The following is a 22,444-nucleotide window of genomic DNA, read 5'->3' as shown; positions in this document are numbered from 1 at the left end:
GAGGTTGTCCGCGTCATGAACTCACGCCAGCGCCGCGGCGTCATCCTGCTGGTCCTCTCGGTCCTGTGCGCCCTCGGCGCCTTCGCCGGAGTGCTCTCGGTGATCCGTGACGTGAACTCCAAGGTCGGCCCGGAGGTCCCGGCGTACCGCCTGAAGGACGACATCGCGCCCTACAAGGAACTGTCGGCCGACCAGTTCCAGAAGGTCACGATGCCCGAACGCTGGCTCTCCTCCACGGCCGTCACGGACCTCTCCCGGATCCGCGGCAAGATCGCCGTCACCCAGCTGCGCAAGGGCTCCCTGCTGCAGAGCGACATGATCGTGGACCGGCCCGCACTGGAGGCCGGCCAGCAGGAGATCGCCATCATGATCGACGCGGCGACCGGCGTGGCCGGGAAGATCGACCCGGGAGCGCGGGTCAACATCTACGCCACCTTCAAGGCCGAGAACGACAAGCAGAAGGACCAGTCCAAGGTCATCGTGGCGAACGCCCGCGTCATCGACGTCGGCAAGCTCACCGCCCTCGACCCCGGCCAGTCCACCGCCGAACGCAGCCGCACCGCCACCCAGGCCGTCCCCATCACCTTCGCGCTCGACACCGCCGACGCCCAACGCGTCGCGTACGCCGAGTCCTTCGCCACCCACGTCCGGCTCGCCCTGATCGCGGGCGGTTCCGACACCACCGTCGCCCCCGGCGAGCGTACGTACACCCTCGACCAGGACAAGTAGGAGGCCGCGCATGAGGTCCACGCCCACGGGGCCGTGCCGATGACCATCCGTATCCTCCCGGCCGTCGGCGACATCGACTCGGCCCGAGCCCTCACCACCCTGCTCAGCCAGCTCGCCGACGCCGAACCCGCCCCGCCCGTCGCCGACTCCACCGCGCTCCTCGACACCCTCGCCCGGCTCGCGGCGGAGTCCCTCGACGAGCTGCCCGAAGTCGTCCTCGTGCATGAACGCATCGGCCCCGTAGCGGCGTTGGACCTGATCCGCGACCTGGTGCTGCGCTTCCCCGCCGTCGGCGTCGTCCTCATCACCGCCGACACCAGCGCCGGGGTGCTCACCTCCGCCATGGACTCCGGCGCCCGCGGCATCGTCGGCCTGCCGCTCGGCTACGACGCGCTCGCCGAGCGCGTCCAGGCCGCGGCCGGATGGTCGCTCGGCATGCGGCGCCACCTGGGCAGCGGCACGCCCGAGCTCTACACGGGCCCCGGCGGCACCGTCCTCACGGTCACCGGGGCGAAGGGCGGCGTCGGCACGACCGTCACGGCGGTCCAGATCGCCCTCGCGTCGAAGGCCTCCGGACGCGACGTGGCCCTCGTGGACCTCGACCTCCAGTCCGGCGACGTCGCCTCCTACCTGGACGTGCAGTTCCGCCGGTCGGTGGCCGACCTCGCCGGGATCAGCGACATCAACCCGCGGGTCCTCCAGGACGCCGTCTACCTCCACGACAGCGGCATCGGCCTGCTCCTCGCCCCCGCCGAGGGCGAACGCGGCGAGGAGGTCACGGACCGTGTCACCCGCCAGGTGCTGTCGGCCCTGCGCTCCCGCCACGACGTCGTGATCGTCGACTGCGGCTCCCAGATGAACTCCGCGACCGCCGCGGCCGTGGAGATGGCCGACCAGGCGCTGCTCCTCGTCACCCCGGACGTCGTCGCCGTCCGCGCCGCCAAACGCATGGTCCGCATGTGGGACCGTCTCCAGATCCGCAAGGCCGAGGAGACGACGACGGTCGTCAACCGCTTCGCCCGCGGTACGGAGATCTCGCCCTCCCTGGTCCAGCGCGTCACCGGCACCAAGGTCGCCGGCGCGGCGGTGCCCGCCGCCTACAAGGAGCTCCAGTCCGTCGTGGACGCGGGCCGCCTCCAGGACCTGGATTCCCGCTCCACCGTCAAACAGGCGCTGTGGGCGCTGGCGGCGGAACTGGGCCTGGTCGTCGCCCAGGAGGGCGGGGGCGGCGGCCGCCGCCGCAGGGCCACCCCGGACCGGGGGACGTCTGCGCTGCGCAGGCGAGGCGGCGACCGGGGAGCGGTGACCCTGGAGTTCGCCGGGATGTTCCCGATCCTGCTGGTGGTGATGACCATCCTGTGGCAGTGCGTGCTCTACGGCTACTCGTACTCACTGGCCGGGAACGCGGCGGACGAGGCGGCGCGCGCGGCGACGGCGGCGTACGCCGTCGACGGTGACGTCGGCGGCGCCTGCCGGACCGCCGGGACCCGGCACCTGCCCGGCTCCTGGCAGGACGCGGGCATCGGCTGCGCTCCGGCGGGCCCGGTGATGCGGGCCACCGTCGACGTGGACGTCCCGCTCTTCTTCCCGGGCTTCGACGCGGGGTGGCACGTGAGAGGGACGGCGGGCGCGGCACTGGAGGGGGACGACGGATGACGGCCCTTCGGGAACCGGCGCGGACACACCCACGGACACCTCGGCCGACACGCACGCGGACGCCGACGCGAGCACGGACGCGGCGGGCGGGGCCGGTGTTCCGGCCGTGGCGGCACCTCCGTGACGACCGGGGCGTCTCCATGCTGGAGTTCGCCGGGTTCCTGCCCATCCTCCTGGTCATCGGCATGGCCGCCATCCAGCTCGGCCTCATCGGCTACGGGATCAACCAGGCCGGCTCCGGCGCCCGGGCCGCCGCCCGGGTCGCCTCGCAGGGCGGCGACGGCGGGGCGGCCGGACAGGCCGCGGTGAGCGGCTGGCTGGACCCGCGGGTCGCGCCCGCGGCCGGCCCCGACCTCACCACGGCCACCGTCACGGTCCGGGTCCCCGGGGTCATCCCCCTCTTCGGCCCCTACACCGTCACCCGCCGCGCCACCATGCCCACCGACGACTGAACCCACGACCGACCGGGAGGAGCTGAACCCATGAGCCTGCGGTCCCGAATCGCCACCCCCGACGAGAGCGGCCCCGCCCGCGAGGACGGACACCTCGTCGCCGTCTACCGCGCCAAGCTCCTCGAGGAGATCGACCTCGCCGAGATGTCGAGCCTGGCGGCGGCCGAACGCCGGGTGCGCCTGGAGCGCGTACTCGGCCACATCATCAGCCGCGAAGGCCCCGTCCTCTCCTCCGCCGAACGCTCCCAGCTGATCCGCCGGGTCGTGGACGAGGCCCTCGGGCTCGGCGTCCTCGAACCCCTGCTCGCCGACGCGTCGATCACCGAGATCATGGTCAACGGACCGGACTCGATCTTCGTGGAGCGCTCCGGCCGGGTCGAACAGCTGCCCCTGCGCTTCGCCTCCACCGAACAGCTCATGCAGACCATCGAACGCATCGTCTCCACGGTCAACCGCCGGGTCGACGAGTCCAACCCCATGGTCGACGCCCGCCTCCCCACCGGCGAACGCGTCAACGTCATCATCCCGCCGCTCGCCCTCACCGGACCCACCCTCACCATCCGCCGCTTCCCCCGCGCCTACACCCTCCCCGAACTCATCGGCCTCGGCTCGCTCGACGAGCAGATGCTGATGCTGCTCGCGGCGTTCGTACGCGCCCGCTTCAACCTGATCGTCAGCGGCGGCACGGGCAGCGGGAAGACCACCCTCCTCAACGCGCTCTCCGGACTCATCCCGTCCCACGAACGCATCATCACCATCGAGGACTCGGCCGAACTCCAGCTCCAGCAGGAACACGTCATCCGCCTGGAGTCCCGGCCCCCCAACGTGGAGGGCAAGGGCCAGATCACCATCCGCGACCTGGTCCGCAACTCCCTGCGCATGCGCCCCGACCGCATCATCGTCGGTGAGGTCCGCGGCGGGGAGACCCTCGACATGCTCCAGGCCATGTCGACCGGCCACGACGGCTCGCTCGCCACGGTCCACGCGAACTCCGCCGAGGACGCGCTCATGCGGCTCCAGACCCTCGGCTCGATGTCCGAGGTCCTGATCCCCTTCGAGGCGCTGAAGGACCAGATCAACTCGGCCGTCGACGTCGTCGTCCAACTGGCCCGGCACGCCGACGGCTCCCGCCGGATCACCGAGATCGCCCTGCTGGTCTCGCACGGCCGCGAGCAGTTCCGGGTCGTCCCCGTCACCCGCTTCGTCCCCCGGCCCGTCGGACCCGACCGGGTCGTCCACGGCCGGTTCGAACACCTGCCGCTGCCCCGCCCGGTCGCCGAGAAGCTGTACGTCGCCAACGAGCCGCTGCCACCCGCCTTCGGCGTCGTCGAGGTCCTGGACGCGCTCGACACCCGGCAGGCCATCGGATGACCCCCACGACCGAGAGGAGCGAGCTGTGAACAACCCCGCCGTCCTGGCCCTCGGCGCCACCGTCCTGTGCGGCACCCTCGCCGTCGCGGGTGTGCACACGTACGCCTCCGGACGGGCCCAGCGCCAGGCCCTCGTGGACCGCCTCTCCGGCGGCGGCCCGCTGCGCACGGCCGCGGGCCGCGTACGCCGCTTCGCCGCCGTCGACCGCCGGCTGCGCCGCACCCGTATCGGCCGCGGGATCCACCTGCGGCTGTCGGCGACCGGACTCGACGTGACCGCAGGCGAGTTCGCCGTCTACGTCACCGCGGTCGTGGTCGCGCTCTGGCTGATCGCCGCCTCCGTCCTGGCCCCCTTCTTCGGCCCGATCGCCGCCCTGGTCGGCGTCTGGAGCGCGGCGATCTTCCTCAACTGGCAACGGCAGAAGCGCATCGAGGCCTTCATCGCCCAACTCCCCGACGTGGCGCGCCTCCTCGCCAACGCGACCGCCGCCGGCCTCGCCATGCGGACCGCCCTGGCGATGGCCGCCGAGGAGCTGGAGAACCCGGCGGGTGAGGAACTAGCGCACGTGGCAGACCAGTTGATGATGGGCCGCACCATCGACGACGCACTCGGCGAACTCGCGGAGCGCCTCCCGTCCCGCGAGCTGGTCGTCCTCGTCACCACCCTGGTCCTCGCCAACAAGGCCGGCGGGTCGGTCGTCAGTTCCCTGCGCAACCTCACCCAGACCCTGGAGGACCGCAAGGAGACCCGGCGCGAGGTCCGCACGATGCTCTCCGAGGTCAACGCGACGGCCTTCACCGTCCCGCTGCTCGGCCTCGGCTCCCTGCTCCTGATCAACTCCTCGAACGAGGGCGCGCTCGCCCGCGTCACCGGCTCCGGTCTCGGCCAGGCCCTGGTCCTGATCTCCCTGGGCCTCTACACCGTCGGCTTCTTCGTCATCCGACGCCTCGGCAAGATCGAAGTCTGAGGAAGGAGGGATCACGTTGCTCCCCCTGCTGCTCGCCCTCGTGACGGCCGCCGCCGTCGCGGGCGCCCTGCTGGGCATCCGCATGATCCGCGCCGACGCCAAGCTGCCCAGCGACCTCGCCCTCGCCCTGGAGGTCGGCGGGACCCGTGTCTCCAAGGCCGACTCCGCCGTCGACCGCCTCGGCATGCGCTTCGCGCCCACGGTGCTACGCCTGATGGGCCCCCGCCGCGTCGACGCCAAACGCCGGCGCATAGACATGGCGGGCAACCCCGGAGGTCTGACCCTCAACCGCTATGCCGCGCGCCGCGCGGTGTACGGGATCTTCGGTGTCCTGCTGGGCCTGATCTTCCTCTCCAACGGCCGCCTCCTGTTCGCCGTGCTCGCGCTGGCCTTCGGCCTGGTCGCCGCCGACGCCCTCATCTGGCAGGCCGTCCGCGAACGCAAGGAGGCCATCGACCGCATCCTTCCCGACTTCCTCGACGTCCTGGCCGTCGTGGTCTCGGCGGGGCTCGGCTTCCGCCAGGCCCTGGACCGGGTCGCGGAGAAGTACGAGGGTCCGTGGGCGGACGAACTGCGCATCACACTGCGGCAGATGGACATGGGCGTCAGCCGCCGCCAGGCCTTCGACGAACTCCGCCGGCGCAACTCCTCCGAACAGGTCGCCCAGTTCGTGTCGGCGCTGCAGCAGGGCGAGGAACTCGGCTCCCCGATCGCCGAGACCCTGATCCAGCTGGCCACGGACATGCGCCGCACGGACGCCCAGAACGCCCGCCGCCGCGCGGCCAAGACCATCCCCAAGGCCACGATGGTCACCCTCGTCTTCATGCTGCCGGCGACGATGATCCTGATCGCCACGGGAATGTTCCTCGGGTCGGGCACGAACTTCGGCTCGATCCTGGGCCGCTGATGAACGCCCGTCGCACACCGCCGCCCTGGCTGCCGCCCGCCACGCCCCGACTGCCCGGGCCGCGCACCGGCGGAGGCCGCCCGACGGCCTCCCGGAGCCGGCGGTGGGCCTCACCGGGCCGGCTGTGGTCGTCGGCGGGCCGACCGTCCGCCGGTCCGGGCCCCGTATGGGCCGTGCCGGCCCGACTGTGGCCCCGGCTGCCCCGGCTGTCGCGACTGGTCCGGCCGTGGGCGCCCGAGCACGCCGTGAGCGCCGCCGGCCGTCCGCGGACCGTCGGAGCGGACGGGGCGGGGCGGCCCCCGCGGGCCGCCACACCGGCCGCCGAGCCCGGGTCGCACGGACAGCACCCGTCACGGCGGCGGGAGGCCCCCCGGCCCGCTGCGGCCGGCTGGGCGGGTGACGCGGGCCCGGGCTATCTGGCCGACGACGTCCCCGCCCCCGGCAGCGTCCGCCTCCAGCTCAACGCTCTGCAAGCGCTGTGCCGCCAGGCCTTCGCCGTCCGCCTCGCCGCCATCGCGATCGGCGCGCCCTTCGCGATGACGAACGCGACCGACGGCCTGTCGCGCTACGCGGTCCTGGCCGCCGCCGTCCTCGGCGTCATGGGCTCGTACGCCATGCTCAGGGACTGGGACCGCTTCGGCCCCCGCCTCCTCGCCCACCCCACCCTGATGGCCGTGGACCTGGCCTTCGGTGCCGTGCTCCTCCTGACGGCGTCCCCCGCGTCGCCGCTCGCCTACGCGACGGTCTGCACCCCGCTGCTGGCGGGCCTGCTCTACGGCTGGCGCGGCTCGGGCGTCTTCACGGGGCTGCAGCTGATCGTCCTGGTGACGGTCTACCGGGCCTGGCAGCACCATCCGGGAGCGGGCGCCAACACCTTTTTGATCGCCGGATTCTGTGTCGGCGCGGGCATCATCGGCGTCACCCTGCGCAACCTGATGTTCCGCTTCGGCACGGCGAGCCAGGCACTGTCCGAGGCGACCTCCCGGCTCGCCGTCGCCGAGGCCGTCGAGTCCGAACGGGCGCGGCTGGCACGCGAGATGCACGACTCGGTGGCGAAGACCCTGCACGGACTGGCCCTGGCGGCGGAAGCCCTGGCCGTCTCGGCCTCGGCGGACGGCGCGGACCCGGCCACGCTGGGGCGGCAGGCGACAACCGTCGCCGGGGCGGCCCGCAGGGCGGCGGCGGAGTCCCGCGAACTGCTCTCGGACCTGCGCCGCCGTACGGACCTCACCACTCCCGAGACGGACGTGCTGCCCGAACTCGCCCACCGGGTGGCCGAGTTCAAGGCCCGCACGCACCTCGCCGCGGAGCTCCGCCACCGCGGCGAGCAGCCGGTCCTGCCGCACGCGACGGCCCGCCACGTCCTGGCGATCGTCTCCGAGGCACTGGAGAACGCCTACCGGCACGCACACGCGAACACGGTGACGGTCGACGTCGAACTGAACACCCGGGAAGACGAGTTCACGGTACGGGTGCGGGACGACGGGGTGGGGCCTCCTCCCGGCGCCACTCTCGGCGACCTGACCAGAACCGGCCACTTCGGGCTGCTCGGCATGGCGGAACGCGCCGCCTCCCTGGGGGGCCGCGTCGACCTGAACCGCTCCGAGCGAGGAGGAGCGGAGGTCCGTCTGACCCTTCCTCTCGCCCCCCTTCCTCCCCACACCCCCCAAGAGGAGGCCGCACATGCCTGACCAGGCACTCATCGGCCCGCCCCTCCGTGTACTGGTGGCCGACGACAACCCCGTCGTCCGGGCCGGACTGGCCGCGCTGCTCGGCGGCCATCCGGACATCGAGGTCGTCGCGCAGGCCGCGAACGGCGAGGACGCCGTGACCGCGGCGGCCGCCCATCCGCCGGACGTCGTCCTCCTCGACGTCCGCATGCCCGGCACGGACGGGCTCACCGCCCTGCCGCACCTGGCCCGGCTCGCCCCCGTGATGATGCTGACGTACAGCCGCGAACCCGAGGTCGTGGCCGAGGCGTCGCGCCGGGGAGCGGTCGCCTACCTCGTCCACGGCGAGTTCACGACCCCCGAACTGCTCACCGCGGTGCGGGAGGTGGGGCGCCGGCCGCGCACTGTCCCGGATTCGCTCGGTGTTTCGTACGAACCGAACGAAATCTCTTCGCAGATGCAATCGTTTGTGGGACAGTCGTCGAAGGCTCTCCCCGACCATGGGGCGAGGCTCCGCCGTCGTGTGCCCGACCGGCTCGACTTCGACCTGAGTGCGAGGGAGGTGGAGGTGATGGACCTCATCGCCGCCGGCATGAGCAACCGTCAGATCGCCGCCGCCTGCTTCATCAGTGAGAAGACCGTCAAGAACCACATCAACCGCATCTTCGCGAAGCTGCACAGTTCCTCGCGCAGCGAGGCGATCGCCCACTGGCTCGGAACGGCACGTGAGGGGTGGAGCCGGTGACCGCGGCGCACGGAAGTTGGGCCCCTGGGCCCACTCGGAGTAGGCGGGTTCTCACGTACGGTGCCCGAGTTGGCTTTGATGTCGCGCGGGAGGACAGTGACGATGGGCAAGTTCGACAGCTGGAAGCGGACTGTCGTCTCTCGAATGCGGGGCGAACGACGGGACGCGGGAGCGGGGTTCGTGGAGTACGCGGGGCTGATGATCATTATCGCGGGGATCTTCACGCTGATCGACCAGATCGGTCTGGACGGATTGATCTCGGGTGCGATCCGCAACGCCGTCACCCAGGTGACGGGCGGCTGAGCTGCTCCTTCCGCGGTGACCAAGGGCAGACGCTCCCCATCTACATCTGGCTCACGGGGGCTCTGCTCTTCGCCGCGTTCGCCTTCTTCGTGTTCGCCCAGGCAGCGTCCGTCCGCAATGGAGCTCAAACCGCGGCGGACGCTGCTGCGTTGGCGGCGGCACAGGACGCGCGTGACGAGCTGACGGACAAGCTCGGTTCGGTCATCGGCCGACAGGACGACTGGCTCGACTGGCTCGACGGCGTGCGGTCCCCGGAGGGCACGGGGGCCACGGCCGCGGCTCAACAGTTGGCCGCAGAGAACCGCTCGACCGTCCAAGGCGGCGCCCAACCCACCGATGTGGACGGTTATCCCGGATATCGGGTCGACATCGAGACCACGTACACGGTCGGGGCGTCGATCATCCCCGGGACGGAGAGCCGGCGCGCCAGGGCGCACGCCGTCGCCGTCATCCAGCCGCGCTGTGATTTCGATCCGGCGGCAGATCCGAAAAAGCCCGTCGAGCTGAACTGTGACGGCGACATCGTGAACATCGACCCCGGAGATTTCGATCCGGTCGACCTTCCGGACGCGTCCGTGCTGTTCTCCGTGCATCTGGCCGAGTGAGAGGAAGCCGTACCGATGGACTTTCGGCACACCATGATGGGCCGCAGGGCGCTGAGCGCGGTGGCGATCACGACTGGGCTGCTCCTCACGGTGGCCGGCTGCGGAGGCGGAGGCGACGGTAAGTCCGACAAGGGCTCATCGTCGACGTCGGCCTCCGCGACGAGTGGCAGCCACGGTGATACGCCGTCCGCCAAGGCGCCGGAAAGCGCACCGGCACTCGCCGAGGTGAAGGGCGGTGACATCACGCTCACCATCACGTCGGCGGTTCGTGACCAGGGTGACTTCGTGACCGTCAACGGAAAGGTGACCAACGGGGGCGGCCAGTTCTGGATCGCCTCGAACTGGCGCGGCGACGAGCGTGAACTGAGCGGTAACGGCGCGTCTTTGGCCGGTGCGGCGCTGGTCGACAGCAAGGGCAAGAAGAAGTACCTGGTCCTCCGGGACACCCAGGGGCGTTGTCTCTGCACGAAGTTCGAGGGAGGGGGCGTCGAGGCCGGTCAGTCTGCCGAATGGTTCGTTCAGTTCCCCGCACCGCCCGCAGGCAGTGACGATGTCGATTTCCAGGTCGGCTCCATGCCCCCCGCCTCCATCAAGATCTCCGAGGGCGAGTAGTCATGGCCCTCTCGCCCCGACCCGTCGCGACGACACTGACCGCGCTCGCCGTCCTGGTCGCCCTCGGTCTCCCCGGTCCCGCGTACGCCGACGGCACCGACCCCAGCGTGCCGCCGGGCAGCGTCACCACGTCGCCGCCACCCGAGGTGGACGCGACCAGCCCCGGTCTCAAACTCGCCGACGGCGCCACCCTCGCCCCCGCCAAGGTGCTGGACATCAAGTCGGTGGTGGAGGACCTCGGAGGGGAGGAGCGGCGTGAGGACACCAACTCGGACGTGACGTTCGCGCTCCAGGCCGAGGTCCTCTTCCCCAAGGACAGCTCGAAGCTGAACCCGGACGCCCGCGCCCGTATCGACGCGATCGCGAACGAGATCAAGGCGCAGAAGGCGACGACGGTCAGGGTCTTCGGCTTCACCGACAACCTCGGCTCGTACGCCCACGGCCTCACCCTCTCCAAGAAGCGCGCGGAGATAGTCCACGACGAACTCGCGGCCGCGCTCGGTTCGACGGACGTCACCTTCGAGGTGCGCGGCTACAGCGAGGACTACCCGATCGCCGACAACACCTCGGAACAGGGCCGCCGGAAGAACCGCCGCGTCGAGGTGACCTTCCCGCGCGGCGCGTCGAGCGGTACCTCGTCGGGGACCCAGAGCTGAGAGCGTGCTGCCATGAGGAAGATCGTGCTGATGATGTCGGTGTCCCTCGACGGGTACATCGAGGGACCCGACCGCGAGATCGGCTGGCACCGGGTCGACGAGGAGTTGCACCAGCACTTCAACGAGGAGATCAGCCGCTTCGGCGCGCTGCTGGACGGCCGGGTGACGCACGAACTGATGGCCGCGTACTGGCCGACCGCCGACCAGGACCCCGCCGCCACCCCCACCGAGGCCGAGTTCGCGAGGATCTGGCGGGACATCCCGAAGTTCGTGTACTCACGGTCACTCGAACGGTCCGACTGGAACACCACGGTGGTCCGGGAGGTCGTGCCGGAGGAGGTCCGCGCGCTCAAGGAGGAGCCCGGCGGGGACCTCGGACTGGGCGGCGCCGACCTGGCCGCCACGTTCCTGCGGCACGACCTGGTCGACGAGCTGCGGATCTACGTCCATCCGGTGCTGATCGGCGGCGGCACACCCCTGTTCCCGAAGACGGACACCCTGACCGCGCTCCGGCTCACCGGGACCCGCACCTTCGGCAACGGGGTCGTGCTCCTGAGGTACGAGCGAGACACCGGCGGGCAAGTGTGAAGCATTGATGTGAGGTGCCCTTCGAGTGATCGGCGCTCACGGCAGCATTGCTACGGTAAGGACGCGGTAAGGGCACGGGCGTTCGAGAGCCGCGCCCGGCTGCCGCACCAGAGGGACCACGGGGACCGTAGGGATCGCGGGAGGGCACTGGTCGCATGGCCTGGGACGAGTGGGAGAAGCTGAAGGCCGACGCGGCCCGGCGGAGCACGACGCACATGCGGCTGAACCAGGTGCCCGCCGATCCGGGCGGTGGTGGCGGTGCCGACCTGGTGGTGAACCAGGACGACCTGGGCGCGGTCGGCCACGAGGCGTTCGTCCTCTACGGAGAGCTGCACAGGACGACGGACATCGCGGGCGCGGGCGCGGACAAGGCGGGCGCCGGCTCGACCATGCAGTCGGCGGCCGCCCTGAAGGCGCACGGCTTCGAGACGGGCGCCGCCCTGGAGCTGACGGTCGAGGTGTGGACCTCCCAGGCCAAGTCGGTGCTCCAGGCGTGCGCACACATCTCCAACCATCTCGACTTCAGCAAGAAGCTGCACGCGGAGCAGGACGCCGAGATCGGGGCCGTGCTGCGGGGCCGCGACGGCTCGGCCGAGTCCGTGTCCGAACTCGACAAGTACTTCAAGTAGGGGCGTCGGATGGCTCTCACGTTCACGGATCTCGTCGAGGTCGACCTGGGCCGGCTCTCCACCGCCGTCACGGACTGGAAGAACACCGTCGACGGACTCAAGACCCAGGCGGAGAACGCCCGCAAGGGCATGCAGGCCAAGTCCGACGCCGCCCGCTGGGCCGGGGTGAACGCCACGGTCACCCGGGAGTTCGTGGCCAAGGCGGCCAAGGAGATAGCCGACCTCCACACCGAGGCGAACAGCATCTACCAGGTCCTCGACGACGCCCACACGGAACTCGCCGCCCTCCAGAAGCAGATCAGGACCGCGGTCCAGGCGGACGCGCCCGGTCTCGGTATCCGCGTCGAGGACATCGGCGACGGCAAGGTCCGCTGCTTCTTCCCGCACGTCCGGGGCGACACGGACGAACGGACCCAGGAACAGCTGGACGCCCGGCAGGAGTTGGAGGGCCGTATCAACGGACTCCTCGCCCACGCCGCGGAGATCGACGCGTCGGTGGCCCGCGCCCTGCGCAAGAGCCACGGCAGCGATCCGCACAACGCCGGCCACAGCGCGTACGAGTCCCTGAACGACGCCCAGGCCGAACGCGCGCTGGAACTCGCCCACAAGGGCGACAAGATGACCGACCAGGAGCTGGCCGAACTCAACCGGCTGATCCGCTTCAACGGACGTGAGAAGGACGGCGAGTTCGCCACCGAGTTCTACCAGGGGCTCGGCGGACCGGAGAAGACGCTCCAGTTCTACGCCGAGATGTCCATCGACGGCACCGACGCGCACGCGTCGAAGGTACGCCTGGACGGTGTCCGGGACCTCCAGAAGAACATGGGCTTCGCACTGGCCAACGCCACCGACCCGGACACCGCGCACCATCTGCCGGCGAGCTGGGGCTCCGACTTCCGCCGCCTCGGCACACAGGAGATCGGCTGGCAGCAGGGCCAGTGGAACAAGCCGTACGGGTACCAGGTCCTCGGCGGGCTCCTGCGCTACGGGAACTACGACGCGCGCTTCATCAACCCGATCGCGGAGCACATCACCCAGCTCCACAAGGAAGACCCGTACCGCTTCCTGAACAACAAGCCCATGGGCAGCGAGGACATCTACGGCTTCAACCCCTCCGGCCGGCTCGGCACCGGCAACGACCCGCTCAACAGCGTCCTCGAGGCGCTCGGTCACAGCCCCGAGGCGTCGGAGAAGTTCTTCACGGACCCGCCCACCGCGTACAACGAGGACGGCACGGTCAAGAAGGACGGCAAGGTCGACTTCAAGTCGTACCTGGATGTCTTCACGGACAAGGACTTCGATTGGACCGTCGACACGAACGACACCAACATCCTCGCAGACGAGGACAAGACGAAGACGGCACTCGGCTACGGCCCTGAGGCCCTCGGCCACGCCCTCGAATCGGCGACGACGGGACGCCCCTACGACAGCGACGACACCGCGGACGCGATCCGGCACACTCCGGAGCGCGCGCAACTCGTCAACGACATCGTCGAGAAGTTCGGCAACGACCCGGCGCTCATCCGGCACAACGAGAACGGGGACATCGACGAGGAGTCGGGCCCCCTCTACGCCATGCGAGGAAGCCTCGGGGACATCACCGCCGAGTACATGGGGGACTTCCAGAGCGCTCTGGCCGGAGGCGGGGACCAGTTCACGACGTTCGGTGAACCGGCTCAGCTGAACTCGTTGGCCGCGCACCGGTTCCTCGCGGAAGTCGGGCAGGACCCGGGTGCCTACGCGTCCATCACCAGCGCTCAGCAGGCCTACACGGCGGATGTCGTGAACGACGTGATCAACGGCGACAGCGACTCGTCCGTCTCGGATGCCGAGCGGCTGCGGAACGCCACGCGCGCGGGTGGAATCGTCGCGGGCGTCATGAGTGAATCGCGGGCCGACGCCGTGCTCGACTACCACACCGCATCGGACAAGGAGTTCAACGAAGCCGCCGCCGAGAAGCAGAAGTGGGCGGATCGTCTCCTCGGCATGGGAGTCGACAAGGCTGCTGAACGCGTGCCGATCCTCGGGGCTCCACTGGAGTGGGCTTCCGAGGACATCCAGGAATCCATCATGAAGAGCATCGAGAAGGACTCCTCGGACCAGGCCGAAGGGGACGCGACGCGCACCTACCACGAAGGGCGCTCGGCGGTGATGGACTCGGCGAGGACGGCTGTCGGCGCTGCCACTCGCAACAGTGGCTTCACCGCCGACACCATCAACGACCTCAAGAACTCGGCGGCGAACGGCGCGGACGACGGCCACACCGCCGGCGCCACGATGGAAAGCGCGGGAGACGCATCGTGATCAGACACAAAGCCGTCGGTGTGCTCGGCGCACTTGCCCTGCTGACGCTCGCCGGTTGCTCAGGCGGTGACGACAGGGCCTACTCGGTCCCGGACGAGCTGTGCGGTGTTCCCGCGAAACCAGAACTCACCAAGGACCTGCTGCCGGGTGGCGACAAGCTGAAGGTCGTCAAGTCTCAGGCGTCCGGCGCGGTGCCACGCCCGTACTGCGATGTGGTCGTCGACGGCGATACCGAGCTCTCGATCCAGGGCAACTGGCAACCCGCCGGAACCACCGCGGAACAGGCCGCGGAGAAAAGCCACTCCTTCAACCTGCGCCCGGCCGACGGGGGGCGCTTCGCGCTCTGGGACGACGAGGCGTTCACCGTGATCGACTGCAAGAACACCACGTACAAGGCGGAGCGTTTCTCCATCGAGGCCCGGCTGGTGCACGCCGACGGAGACATGAGCAAGAAACTCCAGCGCTTCCTCGACCCGTTCTCCGAGGCCTACCGCAAGTCGCTTCCCTGCGAGTCCTGAATCCGGCCGCCCGGCACCATCGCCTCCCGATACGGAGACCCCATGACCACCCTCGGCGCCGTCCTGCGGCCCCAGTTGCCGCCCGAACGCCTCCGCGGCATCGCCCGGCTCGCGGACGACGTCGGGCTGGAGGAGCTGTGGTTGTGGGAGGACTGCTTCCGGGAGGGCGGGATCTCGGCGGCCGCCGCCGCGCTCGCCTGGACCGAGCGCCTGCGCGTCGGCGTCGGCCTGCTGCCGGTCCCCCTGCGCAACGTGGCGCTCGTCGCGATGGAGGCAGCGACCCTGCACCGGATGTTCCCGGGCCGCGCGGTCCTCGGCGTCGGGCACGGCGTACAGGAGTGGATGGGGCAGGTCGGGGTGCGGCCCGGGTCCCCGCTGACGCTTCTGCGCGAGCACCTCGACGCCCTGCGCGCGCTGCTCCGGGGCGAACGCCTCACCACACACGGGCGCTACGTCACCCTGGAGGACGTCGCCCTCGACTGGCCGCCCGCCGCCCCCGTGCCCGTTCTCGCCGGCGCTTCCGGACCCCGTACGCTCCGGCTCTCCGGGGAGGCCGCCGACGGCACCGTCCTCACCTCGTCCACCTCGCCGGACGGCGTACGGCACGCGCGCCGGCTCATCGACGAGGGGCGCGCGTCCGCCGGCCGCAGCGACCCGCACCGCGTCGTCGTGTACCTGCTCGCCGCCACCGGCCCCGGCGCCGAGGCCCGGATCAGGGCCGAGTTCGAGGCGGAGGGCCTGGGTTCGGTGCCGGATCTCGGCGTCGCGGGGGACGCGGACGCGGTCGCCGCGGCCGTACGGCGGCTCGCCGAGGCCGGAGCGGACGCGGTGATCCTCCAGCCCACGGGCGACGAACCCGATCCCGAGGGGTTCGTGCGGTTCGCGGCCGAGGAGGTACGGGCGCTCGTCCCGTAGCGCGGGCCTCTGCCGGACGGCGGACCCGTTGTCAGTGCCGGGTGCCAGACTCGCGGGTATGACAGAGGACAGCGTGCGGTTGCGGGACGTCGTGGAAGCCGATCTGGAGGCCTTCCTCGCGTACGAGCACGAGCCCGAGGCCCTGCGGCGCTCGCGGTTCACGCCGCGCCCGCGGGACGCCTTCATGCGCCACTGGAAGGAGCGGGTCCTCGGCGACGCGACCTGTCTGGTGCGCACCGTCGTCGTGGACGGCGAGGTGGCGGGCAGCATCGTCGCCTGGTGGGAGGACGACCGGCGGTTCGTCGGCTACTGGCTGGGCCGCCCGTACTGGGGCCGTGGCATCGGAGGCAGAGCCCTCGGCCTCTTCCTCGCCGTCGAACGGAACCGTCCGCTGCACGCCGACCCCTTCACCGGCAACACCGCGTCGGTACGCCTGCTGGAGCAGCACGGCTTCCGGCACTCCGGCACCGTGCGCCACGGCGAGGACGAACACGCCCTGCTCGTCCTCCCGGAGACCACCGGGCCCGCGAGTGGGGAGGCGTCACCCGGTCGGAACTGACCGCCCCCGCCGCCCGGCCGGGGCGGCGGGCTCCGTCTCAGCCCGGACGGTGACCGCCCGTGCTCCCGTCGATCAGCTCCCGCACGATGTCCAGGTGCCCCGCGTGCCGGGCCGTCTCCTCGACCATGCGGATGAGGACCCACCGCAGCGAGACCGTCGTGCCGTTCCACGCCGTGCCCACGTCGTCGAGGGAGAGTTCGGCGATCGTACGGTCGGCGGCGGCGCGAGCGCGGCCGTAGAACTCCACGATCCGTTCCGTCGCCTCGCCCTGACCCGCGCTCATGTCCTCCTCGGAGGCAGGGTCGAACCAGAGCGGCTCCGTCGACCGCCCGAAGGTCGAGCAGAACCAGCCGTACTCGACGGAGGCGAGATGCTTCACCAGGCCCAGCAGATTCGTGCCGGACGGTGTCATCACCCGCCTCAGCTGCTCGTCGTCGAGTCCTTCCAGCTTCCAGAGCACAGCGTCCCGGTGCCGGTCGAGACTCGCGTGCAGACTTTCCTTCTCGCCGCCCGTGTAGGGCACGTGCCGGGCCCCGGTCCTCGTCGTCATGGCCGGAACGTAGCAGCGGCCACGGACATCGCCCCCGCCGCCCGGCCGTGCGGTGGGGCCCGCCGGCCGCCCGGCGGAAATCCGCTGGCTTCGTCGCGCGGCCGTTGGGAGGATCACCTCATGACCCGTACCGTTCCGCGCACCTTCGAGGATCTCGTCGCCGAGGCCGCGTCCGTGTCCGTCGAGGGCTGGGACTTCTCCTGGTTCGAGGGCCGCGCCACCGAGCAGCGGCCCTCCTGGGGATACGCGCGGGCGATGGGGGAGCGGCTGGCGGGGGCCGTCGCCGCCCTCGACATCCAGACCGGCGGCGGCGAAGTCCTCGCCTCCGCACCCCGGTTGCCCCCGGTCATGGCGGCCACCGAGGGCTGGCCGCCGAACATGGTCAAGGCGACCACCCTGTTGCGGCCCCGCGGTGTCGTGGTCGTCGCCGCACCCGAGGACGCGCCGCTGCCCTTCGCCGACGGTGCCTTCGACCTGGTCACCAGCCGGCATCCGGTCCGCGCCCACTGGACCGAGATCGCCCGTGTCCTGAGCCCCGGCGGCAGGTACTTCTCCCAGCAGATCGGGCCCGCGAGCGTCGTCGAACTGGTCGAGCACTTCGTCGGACGGCAGCCCGACTCGGTCCGCAACGCCCGGCACCCCGACCGGGCCCGCGCCGACGCGGCGGCCGCCGGACTCGACGTCGTGGACCTGCGCGCGGAGCGGCTGCGCGTCGAGTTCTTCGACATCGGGGCCGTCGTGCACTTCCTGCGCAAGGTGATCTGGATGGTCCCGGGCTTCACCGTCGACCGGTACCTGCCCCAACTCCGGTCGCTGCACGAGCGGATCGAGGCGGAGGGACCCTTCGTCGCGCACAGCACCCGCCTCCTGGTCGAGGCACGGAAGCCGCGGCCGTAGAAGCCGGAGGTACGGCAGCGCGGAAGGGGCGGTCCGGCGGCACGCCCGGCACCGCCCTCCCCGCCGCGCGAACGGGATGATCGGCGCATGCCCGGAAGATTGACCGAAAACGCCCTGACGCGGGCCGTCGAGCGGAAAGCGCTCCTCCGGACGGCGGGGCGGTCCGCGCGGTGTCCACATCGTTATCGGGAGCGACTCGCTCTCGTTGATCGCCTCACGTAAGTTCGGACCAAGGTAATTCGCGTGAGCAAAGCCGCGCGTGTCTGTGGCACCGCGCGGTGGAGGGGACCGCGCGGTGCCGCGCGCCATCGTCCGGTGCCGTGTCACCGGCCGTGCAGCGTCACCTGCGCCCCGCGCCGTACGCCCCACCGCTCCATCGCCCCGGCCTCCGCCTCCAGCACGTACCGGGAACGCGGTCGGGGAAGCCCCAGCCGCCCCGGCCGCATCCTCCGCACCGCCAGGACCCGCAGGCCCCGGTCCAGATAGGCGACGTCGATCGGGAAGCGCATGCCCAGGGTGTGCACCGCGCTCGCCGGACCGAGCAGCAGCGCACCCTCGATCCCGTCCCGTCCGAGCAGACCGCGGCGCCGGGCCCGCGCCGACTCGGCGAGTTCCAGCGGCACGGGTGCGGACGTCCGTTCCGTGGTGAACATGACCATGACGGCGAAGGTAGCGCCGTCGTCAAGCGGGCGACACGGAAGCGCGTCACTCTCCCGGAGTACGCGCCCTCGGGGCGACGCGGCGGGCGCCGGCAGGTGCGGACCCCATGGATCCCTCTGATTGCCTGTGGATTCACCCGAATAGCCGCCGATTCCCTTGGAATCCGCTGTGATCCAGCCAAGATCACGCCCTGAATGAGGGATTCCGCGCTCACCGCGCCGTCGCCGATCGGTTGCGGAGGGTAGTTGTGGCACGCCGATGCACGCAGCATCACTTACGAAGGGTTATGGTGGAAACCCCCCCTCGGGCCGGTCCGTCTCCCCCCCACGGACCGGCCCGTTTTTTTGTGCCCCGACGCGACGGCCCACCGGGCCGGTGTCTGCGCCCCCGTGCGCCCCCTGACCTCGGGAGCACGGGGGCGGTGACTCACTGCCGTCCGGCCCAGATGTTCGTCCCCGGCGTCGACACCGCGAAGGTGTCGATCTCCTTCAGTTCCTCGTCCGTGAGCGCCGGGCCGTCGAGCGCGGCCACGTTCTCCTCCAGCTGCGCCACGCTGGACGCCCCGATGAGGGCGGAGGTCATCCGCGGGTCCCGCAGCACCCAGGTGAGCGCGAGCTGGGCCAGGGACTGGCCGCGGCGGGCCGCGATGGCGTTCAGCCCCTTCAGCCGGCGCAGCACCTCGTCGCTCAGCAGCTGCGGGTCAAGCGACTTGCCCTGCGTGGCCCGCGAGCCCTCCGGGATGCCCTGGAGGTACTTGCCCGTCAGCAGACCCTGGGCGAGCGGCACGAAGGAGATGCAGCCCATGCCGGCCGCCTCCAGCGTGTCGAGCAGGCCGTCGTCCTCGGTCCAGCGGTTGATCATCGAGTACGAGGGCTGATGGATGAGCGGCCGTACACCCATTGAGGTGAGGATCCGGGCCGCCTCCGCGGTCTGCTCGCTGCTGTACGAGGAGACGCCGACGTACAGCGCCTTGCCCTGCTGGACGGCGGACGCGAGCGCGCCCATCGTCTCCTCCAGCGGGGTGTCCGGATCGAAGCGGTGCGAATAGAAGATGTCGACGTAGTCGACGCCCATCCGGCGCAGCGAGGCGTCCAGGGAGGACAGCAGGTACTTGCGGGAGCCCCACTCGCCGTACGGGCCGGGGTGCATCAGATATCCGGCCTTGGTGGAGAGCACCAGCTCGTCCCGGTACGGCGCGAAGTCCTGCTTGAGGAGCTTGCCGAAGTTGAGCTCCGCGGAGCCGGGCGGCGGGCCGTAGTTGTTCGCGAGGTCGAAGTGGGTCACGCCGAGGTCGAAGGCGCGACGCAGGATCGCGCGCTGCGAGTCCAGCGAGCGGTCGTCGCCGAAGTTGTGCCAGAGGCCGAGCGACACGGCCGGCAGCTTGAGACCGCTGTGCCCGGTGCGCCGGTATTCCATCGAGTCGTACCGCTGCGTGGAGGCGCGGTGAAGAGGCAGGTCGTTCATGGGTACGAACCTATGCCAGGGTGCCGGGGACCGTCGGGGGAGGCCCGTCGGAGGCCGGCCCGGGGCCCGCGGGGGCCGTGGGGGGTGGACTTCGCCGGGACATGGCCGGGGGTAGGCTTCGCCCCCGGGGACCGCCATCGGGACAGGGGTCGCGCCGGGCGAGGCCGCTCGGGTGCGCCGGACCGATCCGCACGGAGGGGCTGACTACACGTGAACCTGCGGGACAACCTGCGCCGTCTGCTGCTCAGGTTCTATACGCGCAGGGTGGAGGGCCACCTCGACCACGACCAGGTGCCCAAGCACATCGGGGTCATCATGGACGGCAACCGGCGCTGGGCGAAGGCGGCCGGCAACACCGCCGCCCAGGGTCACCGGGCCGGAGCCGACAAGATCGAGGAGTTCCTCGGCTGGTGCTCCGAGACGGACGTCGAGGTCGTCACGCTCTGGCTGCTGTCGACCGACAACTTCGACCGCCCCGCGGACGAGCTCGTCCCGCTGCTGGGCATCATCGAGGGCGTGGTGCGCACCCTGGCGGCCGACGGCCGCTGGCGCGTGCACCACGTGGGCACCCCGGACCTGCTGCCGTCCCCGATGCAGACGGCCCTCAAGGAGGCCGAGGAGGCCACCGCGCACGTCGACGGGATACTGGTCAACGTCGCCATCGGCTACGGGGGACGCCAGGAGATCGCCGACGCGGTCCGCTCGATGCTCCTCGACGCGGCGGACAAGGGCGCCTCGCTCACCGACGTCGCCGACTCCGTGGACGTCGACCTCATCGGCAAGCACCTGTACACGAGTGCCCAGCCCGATCCGGATCTGGTGATCCGCACCAGCGGCGAACAGCGTCTGTCCGGATTCATGCTCTGGCAGACCGCCCATTCGGAGTACTACTTCTGCGAAGTCTTCTGGCCGGCCTTCCGCAAGGTCGATTTCCTGCGCGCACTGCGTGACTACGCGGCGCGACACCGCCGCTACGGCGGCTGATCCACGGGCCCGGCCGGGAGGCCGCGAGGGGCGCACGTCATCCGGAGTTAACGCACGCGTGGTCACATGCTCTTGCATGGCCGTGCGCGTTCGAGGGCATAAGCCATGCAGGTCGACGCCCGAACCACGGGTGTCGTATCTCAGCGGACGGCACGGGGCCGTCCGCCCGGGAGGCCCTTTGCACCAGCCCGACCGTGCGGTCACAGCACGGACGAAGAGGAGGGCCGGTCCCCGGCCCGCGCAGCGTGGCCGTCGACCGGTCCAGATCTCCTTCGTCGCTCCCCGACCTCATCCGAGGGGGTACGTCCTTCCGTGGTGACCAGCACAAAGCGTCGTATGCCAGACCGGCGCACCTATGTTCTCGACACCAGCGTCCTGCTGGCCGATCCCAACGCCCTGAGCCGCTTCGACGAGCACGAGGTCGTGCTGCCGATCGTCGTGGTCACGGAGCTGGAGGCCAAGAGGCACCATCCCGAGCTCGGCTACTTCGCCCGGCAGGCCCTGCGCCTGCTCGACGAGTTCCGGGTGCGGTTCGGCCGCCTCGACGCCCCCATCCCGATCGGGGAGCTGGGCGGGACCGTACGTGTCGAGCTCAACCACTCGGACCCCAGCGTCCTGCCCAGCGGGTACCGCCTGGGGGACAACGACTCCCGCATCCTCGCGGTCGCCCGCAACCTGCAGGCCGAGGGGTACGACGTCACTGTCGTATCGAAGGATCTGCCGCTCAGGATCAAGGCCTCGTCCGTCGGTCTCCTCGCCGAGGAGTACCGCGCGGAACTGGCCATCACGGGCTCCTCCGGCTGGACCGGAATGTCCGAACTGACCCTGTCGGGCGAGCAGGTGGACCTTCTCTTCGAGGAGGGACACGTCTACGTCCCCGAGGCGTCCGACCTGCCGGTGCACACCGGTCTGACGATCCAGTCGGAGCGTGGCAAGGCCCTCGGCCGGGTCACGGCCGAGGGCAACGTCCGCCTGGTGCGCGGCGATCGGGAGGCCTTCGGCATCAAGGGCCGCAGCGCCGAGCAGCGCATCGCGCTCGACGTGCTGCTCGACCCCGACGTCGGGATCGTGTCGATGGGCGGCCGGGCCGGCACCGGCAAGTCCGCGCTCGCGCTCTGCGCGGGTCTGGAAGCCGTCCTGGAGCGGCGCCAGCACCAGAAGGTGATGGTCTTCCGGCCGCTGTACGCGGTGGGCGGGCAGGAGCTCGGGTATCTGCCCGGTTCCGAGTCCGAGAAGATGAGCCCCTGGGCGCAGGCGGTCTTCGACACCCTGTCGGCGGTCACCTCGCGGGAGGTCATCGAGGAGGTCACCGCGCGCGGCATGCTGGAGGTCCTGCCGCTCACGCACATCCGTGGCCGCTCGCTGCACGACGCCTTCGTGATCGTGGACGAGGCCCAGTCGCTGGAACGGAACGTGCTGCTCACCGTGTTGTCCCGGATCGGTGCCAATTCCCGGGTGGTTCTCACCCATGACGTGGCACAACGGGACAACCTGCGCGTGGGCCGGTACGACGGAGTGGTCGCCGTCGTCGAGAAGTTGAAGGGCCACCCGCTCTTCGCGCACGTCACGCTGAACCGCTCCGAGCGGTCCCAGATCGCGGCGCTCGTGACCGAAATGCTGGAGGACGGACAGATCTGACCGCACCTGGCGCCGCCTGTCCCTTCCTGACCGCACGTGGTCGAAGGGTGGCGGATACACGGTAG

At 70.8% G+C, this 22,444-nt stretch carries 24 protein-coding genes; 21 read left to right on the top strand and 3 right to left on the bottom strand.

Features of this window, described 5'->3' with window-relative positions:
* The first annotated feature begins 15 nt into the window (after window positions 1–15).
* The 18 genes from cpaB (at window position 16) to OG776_RS17140 (ending at window position 16,186) form a co-directional block, all read left to right on the top strand.
* Complete coding sequence (gene cpaB / locus OG776_RS17225) at window positions 16–729, top strand: Flp pilus assembly protein CpaB (RefSeq protein WP_148010228.1); 714 nt, start codon at window positions 16–18, stop codon at window positions 727–729.
* Window positions 730–768: 39 nt separating this feature from the next.
* Window positions 769–2,385, top strand: a complete 1,617-nt coding sequence (locus OG776_RS17220) for an AAA family ATPase (RefSeq protein WP_329321485.1) — start codon at window positions 769–771, stop codon at window positions 2,383–2,385.
* Window positions 2,386–2,525: 140 nt separating this feature from the next.
* Window positions 2,526–2,837 (top strand): TadE/TadG family type IV pilus assembly protein, encoded by a 312-nt coding sequence (locus tag OG776_RS17215; RefSeq protein WP_148010230.1) that lies wholly within the window; start codon window positions 2,526–2,528, stop codon window positions 2,835–2,837.
* 30 nt (window positions 2,838–2,867) lie between these two features.
* On the top strand, window positions 2,868–4,208 hold the full coding sequence (locus tag OG776_RS17210; protein WP_148010231.1) for a CpaF family protein: 1,341 nt from the start codon (window positions 2,868–2,870) through the stop codon (window positions 4,206–4,208).
* A gap of 25 nt (window positions 4,209–4,233) precedes the next feature.
* Window positions 4,234–5,175: a type II secretion system F family protein gene (locus OG776_RS17205; protein ID WP_148010232.1), complete on the top strand. Its 942-nt coding sequence runs from the start codon at window positions 4,234–4,236 to the stop codon at window positions 5,173–5,175.
* 16 nt (window positions 5,176–5,191) lie between these two features.
* Window positions 5,192–6,082: a DUF5936 domain-containing protein gene (locus tag OG776_RS17200; protein WP_148010233.1), complete on the top strand. Its 891-nt coding sequence runs from the start codon at window positions 5,192–5,194 to the stop codon at window positions 6,080–6,082.
* Between the two features lie 173 nt (window positions 6,083–6,255).
* Window positions 6,256–7,773: a sensor histidine kinase gene (locus OG776_RS17195; protein ID WP_443077272.1), complete on the top strand. Its 1,518-nt coding sequence runs from the start codon at window positions 6,256–6,258 to the stop codon at window positions 7,771–7,773.
* The gene (locus OG776_RS17190; protein ID WP_148010235.1) at window positions 7,766–8,497 is read left to right on the top strand and encodes a response regulator transcription factor; all 732 of its coding nucleotides are present in this window, start codon (window positions 7,766–7,768) and stop codon (window positions 8,495–8,497) included. The genes OG776_RS17195 and OG776_RS17190 overlap by 8 nt, the downstream gene beginning before the upstream one ends.
* A gap of 102 nt (window positions 8,498–8,599) precedes the next feature.
* Complete coding sequence (locus OG776_RS17185) at window positions 8,600–8,800, top strand: hypothetical protein (RefSeq protein WP_148010236.1); 201 nt, start codon at window positions 8,600–8,602, stop codon at window positions 8,798–8,800.
* Complete coding sequence (locus tag OG776_RS17180; RefSeq protein ID WP_329323718.1) at window positions 8,749–9,405, top strand: pilus assembly protein TadG-related protein; 657 nt, start codon at window positions 8,749–8,751, stop codon at window positions 9,403–9,405. The genes OG776_RS17185 and OG776_RS17180 overlap by 52 nt, the downstream gene beginning before the upstream one ends.
* A 15-nt stretch (window positions 9,406–9,420) precedes the next feature.
* Complete coding sequence (locus OG776_RS17175; RefSeq protein WP_329326456.1) at window positions 9,421–10,017, top strand: hypothetical protein; 597 nt, start codon at window positions 9,421–9,423, stop codon at window positions 10,015–10,017.
* 2 nt (window positions 10,018–10,019) lie between these two features.
* The gene (locus tag OG776_RS17170) at window positions 10,020–10,673 is read left to right on the top strand and encodes an OmpA family protein (RefSeq protein ID WP_329321479.1); all 654 of its coding nucleotides are present in this window, start codon (window positions 10,020–10,022) and stop codon (window positions 10,671–10,673) included.
* Between the two features lie 12 nt (window positions 10,674–10,685).
* Window positions 10,686–11,261 (top strand): dihydrofolate reductase family protein, encoded by a 576-nt coding sequence (locus OG776_RS17165; protein WP_329321477.1) that lies wholly within the window; start codon window positions 10,686–10,688, stop codon window positions 11,259–11,261.
* A gap of 155 nt (window positions 11,262–11,416) precedes the next feature.
* Window positions 11,417–11,890, top strand: coding sequence for a hypothetical protein (locus OG776_RS17160; protein WP_148010240.1), 474 nt, complete (start codon window positions 11,417–11,419; stop codon window positions 11,888–11,890).
* A 9-nt stretch (window positions 11,891–11,899) separates the two neighbouring features.
* Window positions 11,900–14,194: a hypothetical protein gene (locus tag OG776_RS17155; protein WP_329321475.1), complete on the top strand. Its 2,295-nt coding sequence runs from the start codon at window positions 11,900–11,902 to the stop codon at window positions 14,192–14,194.
* On the top strand, window positions 14,191–14,712 hold the full coding sequence (locus OG776_RS17150) for a hypothetical protein (RefSeq protein WP_329321473.1): 522 nt from the start codon (window positions 14,191–14,193) through the stop codon (window positions 14,710–14,712). The genes OG776_RS17155 and OG776_RS17150 overlap by 4 nt, the downstream gene beginning before the upstream one ends.
* 42 nt (window positions 14,713–14,754) lie before the next feature.
* Window positions 14,755–15,627: an LLM class flavin-dependent oxidoreductase gene (locus tag OG776_RS17145; protein ID WP_329321471.1), complete on the top strand. Its 873-nt coding sequence runs from the start codon at window positions 14,755–14,757 to the stop codon at window positions 15,625–15,627.
* A gap of 58 nt (window positions 15,628–15,685) precedes the next feature.
* On the top strand, window positions 15,686–16,186 hold the full coding sequence (locus tag OG776_RS17140; protein ID WP_148010244.1) for a GNAT family N-acetyltransferase: 501 nt from the start codon (window positions 15,686–15,688) through the stop codon (window positions 16,184–16,186).
* A gap of 37 nt (window positions 16,187–16,223) precedes the next feature.
* On the opposite strand, the gene OG776_RS17135 is transcribed toward OG776_RS17140, so the two are convergent.
* A complete protein-coding gene (locus tag OG776_RS17135) occupies window positions 16,224–16,736 on the bottom strand; it encodes a DinB family protein (RefSeq protein ID WP_329321469.1) in 513 nt (170 codons plus the stop codon).
* A 120-nt stretch (window positions 16,737–16,856) separates the two neighbouring features.
* Between OG776_RS17135 and OG776_RS17130 the strand changes: the two genes are divergently transcribed.
* The gene (locus OG776_RS17130; RefSeq protein ID WP_329321467.1) at window positions 16,857–17,633 is read left to right on the top strand and encodes a class I SAM-dependent methyltransferase; all 777 of its coding nucleotides are present in this window, start codon (window positions 16,857–16,859) and stop codon (window positions 17,631–17,633) included.
* A gap of 323 nt (window positions 17,634–17,956) precedes the next feature.
* Here OG776_RS17130 and OG776_RS17125 read toward each other — a convergent pair whose 3' ends face one another.
* Complete coding sequence (locus OG776_RS17125; protein WP_148010247.1) at window positions 17,957–18,292, bottom strand: DUF192 domain-containing protein; 336 nt, start codon at window positions 18,290–18,292, stop codon at window positions 17,957–17,959.
* A 427-nt stretch (window positions 18,293–18,719) separates the two neighbouring features.
* Window positions 18,720–19,757, bottom strand: coding sequence for an L-glyceraldehyde 3-phosphate reductase (gene mgrA / locus OG776_RS17120; RefSeq protein ID WP_148010248.1), 1,038 nt, complete (start codon window positions 19,755–19,757; stop codon window positions 18,720–18,722).
* Window positions 19,758–19,967: 210 nt separating this feature from the next.
* Between mgrA and OG776_RS17115 the strand changes: the two genes are divergently transcribed.
* Together OG776_RS17115 and OG776_RS17110 are read left to right on the top strand one after the other, a co-directional pair.
* Window positions 19,968–20,741, top strand: coding sequence for an isoprenyl transferase (locus tag OG776_RS17115; protein WP_148010249.1), 774 nt, complete (start codon window positions 19,968–19,970; stop codon window positions 20,739–20,741).
* 312 nt (window positions 20,742–21,053) lie between these two features.
* A complete protein-coding gene (locus OG776_RS17110) occupies window positions 21,054–22,379 on the top strand; it encodes a PhoH family protein (protein ID WP_148010251.1) in 1,326 nt (441 codons plus the stop codon).
* Window positions 22,380–22,444: the final 65 nt, after the last annotated feature.

Source organism: Streptomyces sp. NBC_01689, from assembly GCF_036250675.1.
In the GTDB taxonomy this organism is placed as follows: domain Bacteria; phylum Actinomycetota; class Actinomycetes; order Streptomycetales; family Streptomycetaceae; genus Streptomyces.
This window is presented reverse-complemented; position numbering and strand designations above follow the sequence as displayed.

Coding starts and splice junctions, on each gene's coding strand:
- cpaB (WP_148010228.1), top strand. CDS start 16: ATGAACTCACGCCAGCGCCGCGGCGTCATCCTGCTGGTCCTCTCGGTC.
- OG776_RS17220 (WP_329321485.1), top strand. CDS start 769: ATGACCATCCGTATCCTCCCGGCCGTCGGCGACATCGACTCGGCCCGA.
- OG776_RS17215 (WP_148010230.1), top strand. CDS start 2,526: ATGCTGGAGTTCGCCGGGTTCCTGCCCATCCTCCTGGTCATCGGCATG.
- OG776_RS17210 (WP_148010231.1), top strand. CDS start 2,868: ATGAGCCTGCGGTCCCGAATCGCCACCCCCGACGAGAGCGGCCCCGCC.
- OG776_RS17190 (WP_148010235.1), top strand. CDS start 7,766: ATGCCTGACCAGGCACTCATCGGCCCGCCCCTCCGTGTACTGGTGGCC.
- OG776_RS17185 (WP_148010236.1), top strand. CDS start 8,600: ATGGGCAAGTTCGACAGCTGGAAGCGGACTGTCGTCTCTCGAATGCGG.
- OG776_RS17175 (WP_329326456.1), top strand. CDS start 9,421: ATGGACTTTCGGCACACCATGATGGGCCGCAGGGCGCTGAGCGCGGTG.
- OG776_RS17170 (WP_329321479.1), top strand. CDS start 10,020: ATGGCCCTCTCGCCCCGACCCGTCGCGACGACACTGACCGCGCTCGCC.
- OG776_RS17165 (WP_329321477.1), top strand. CDS start 10,686: ATGAGGAAGATCGTGCTGATGATGTCGGTGTCCCTCGACGGGTACATC.
- OG776_RS17160 (WP_148010240.1), top strand. CDS start 11,417: ATGGCCTGGGACGAGTGGGAGAAGCTGAAGGCCGACGCGGCCCGGCGG.
- OG776_RS17155 (WP_329321475.1), top strand. CDS start 11,900: ATGGCTCTCACGTTCACGGATCTCGTCGAGGTCGACCTGGGCCGGCTC.
- OG776_RS17145 (WP_329321471.1), top strand. CDS start 14,755: ATGACCACCCTCGGCGCCGTCCTGCGGCCCCAGTTGCCGCCCGAACGC.
- OG776_RS17140 (WP_148010244.1), top strand. CDS start 15,686: ATGACAGAGGACAGCGTGCGGTTGCGGGACGTCGTGGAAGCCGATCTG.
- OG776_RS17135 (WP_329321469.1), bottom strand. CDS start 16,736: ATGACGACGAGGACCGGGGCCCGGCACGTGCCCTACACGGGCGGCGAG.
- OG776_RS17130 (WP_329321467.1), top strand. CDS start 16,857: ATGACCCGTACCGTTCCGCGCACCTTCGAGGATCTCGTCGCCGAGGCC.
- OG776_RS17125 (WP_148010247.1), bottom strand. CDS start 18,292: ATGGTCATGTTCACCACGGAACGGACGTCCGCACCCGTGCCGCTGGAA.
- mgrA (WP_148010248.1), bottom strand. CDS start 19,757: ATGAACGACCTGCCTCTTCACCGCGCCTCCACGCAGCGGTACGACTCG.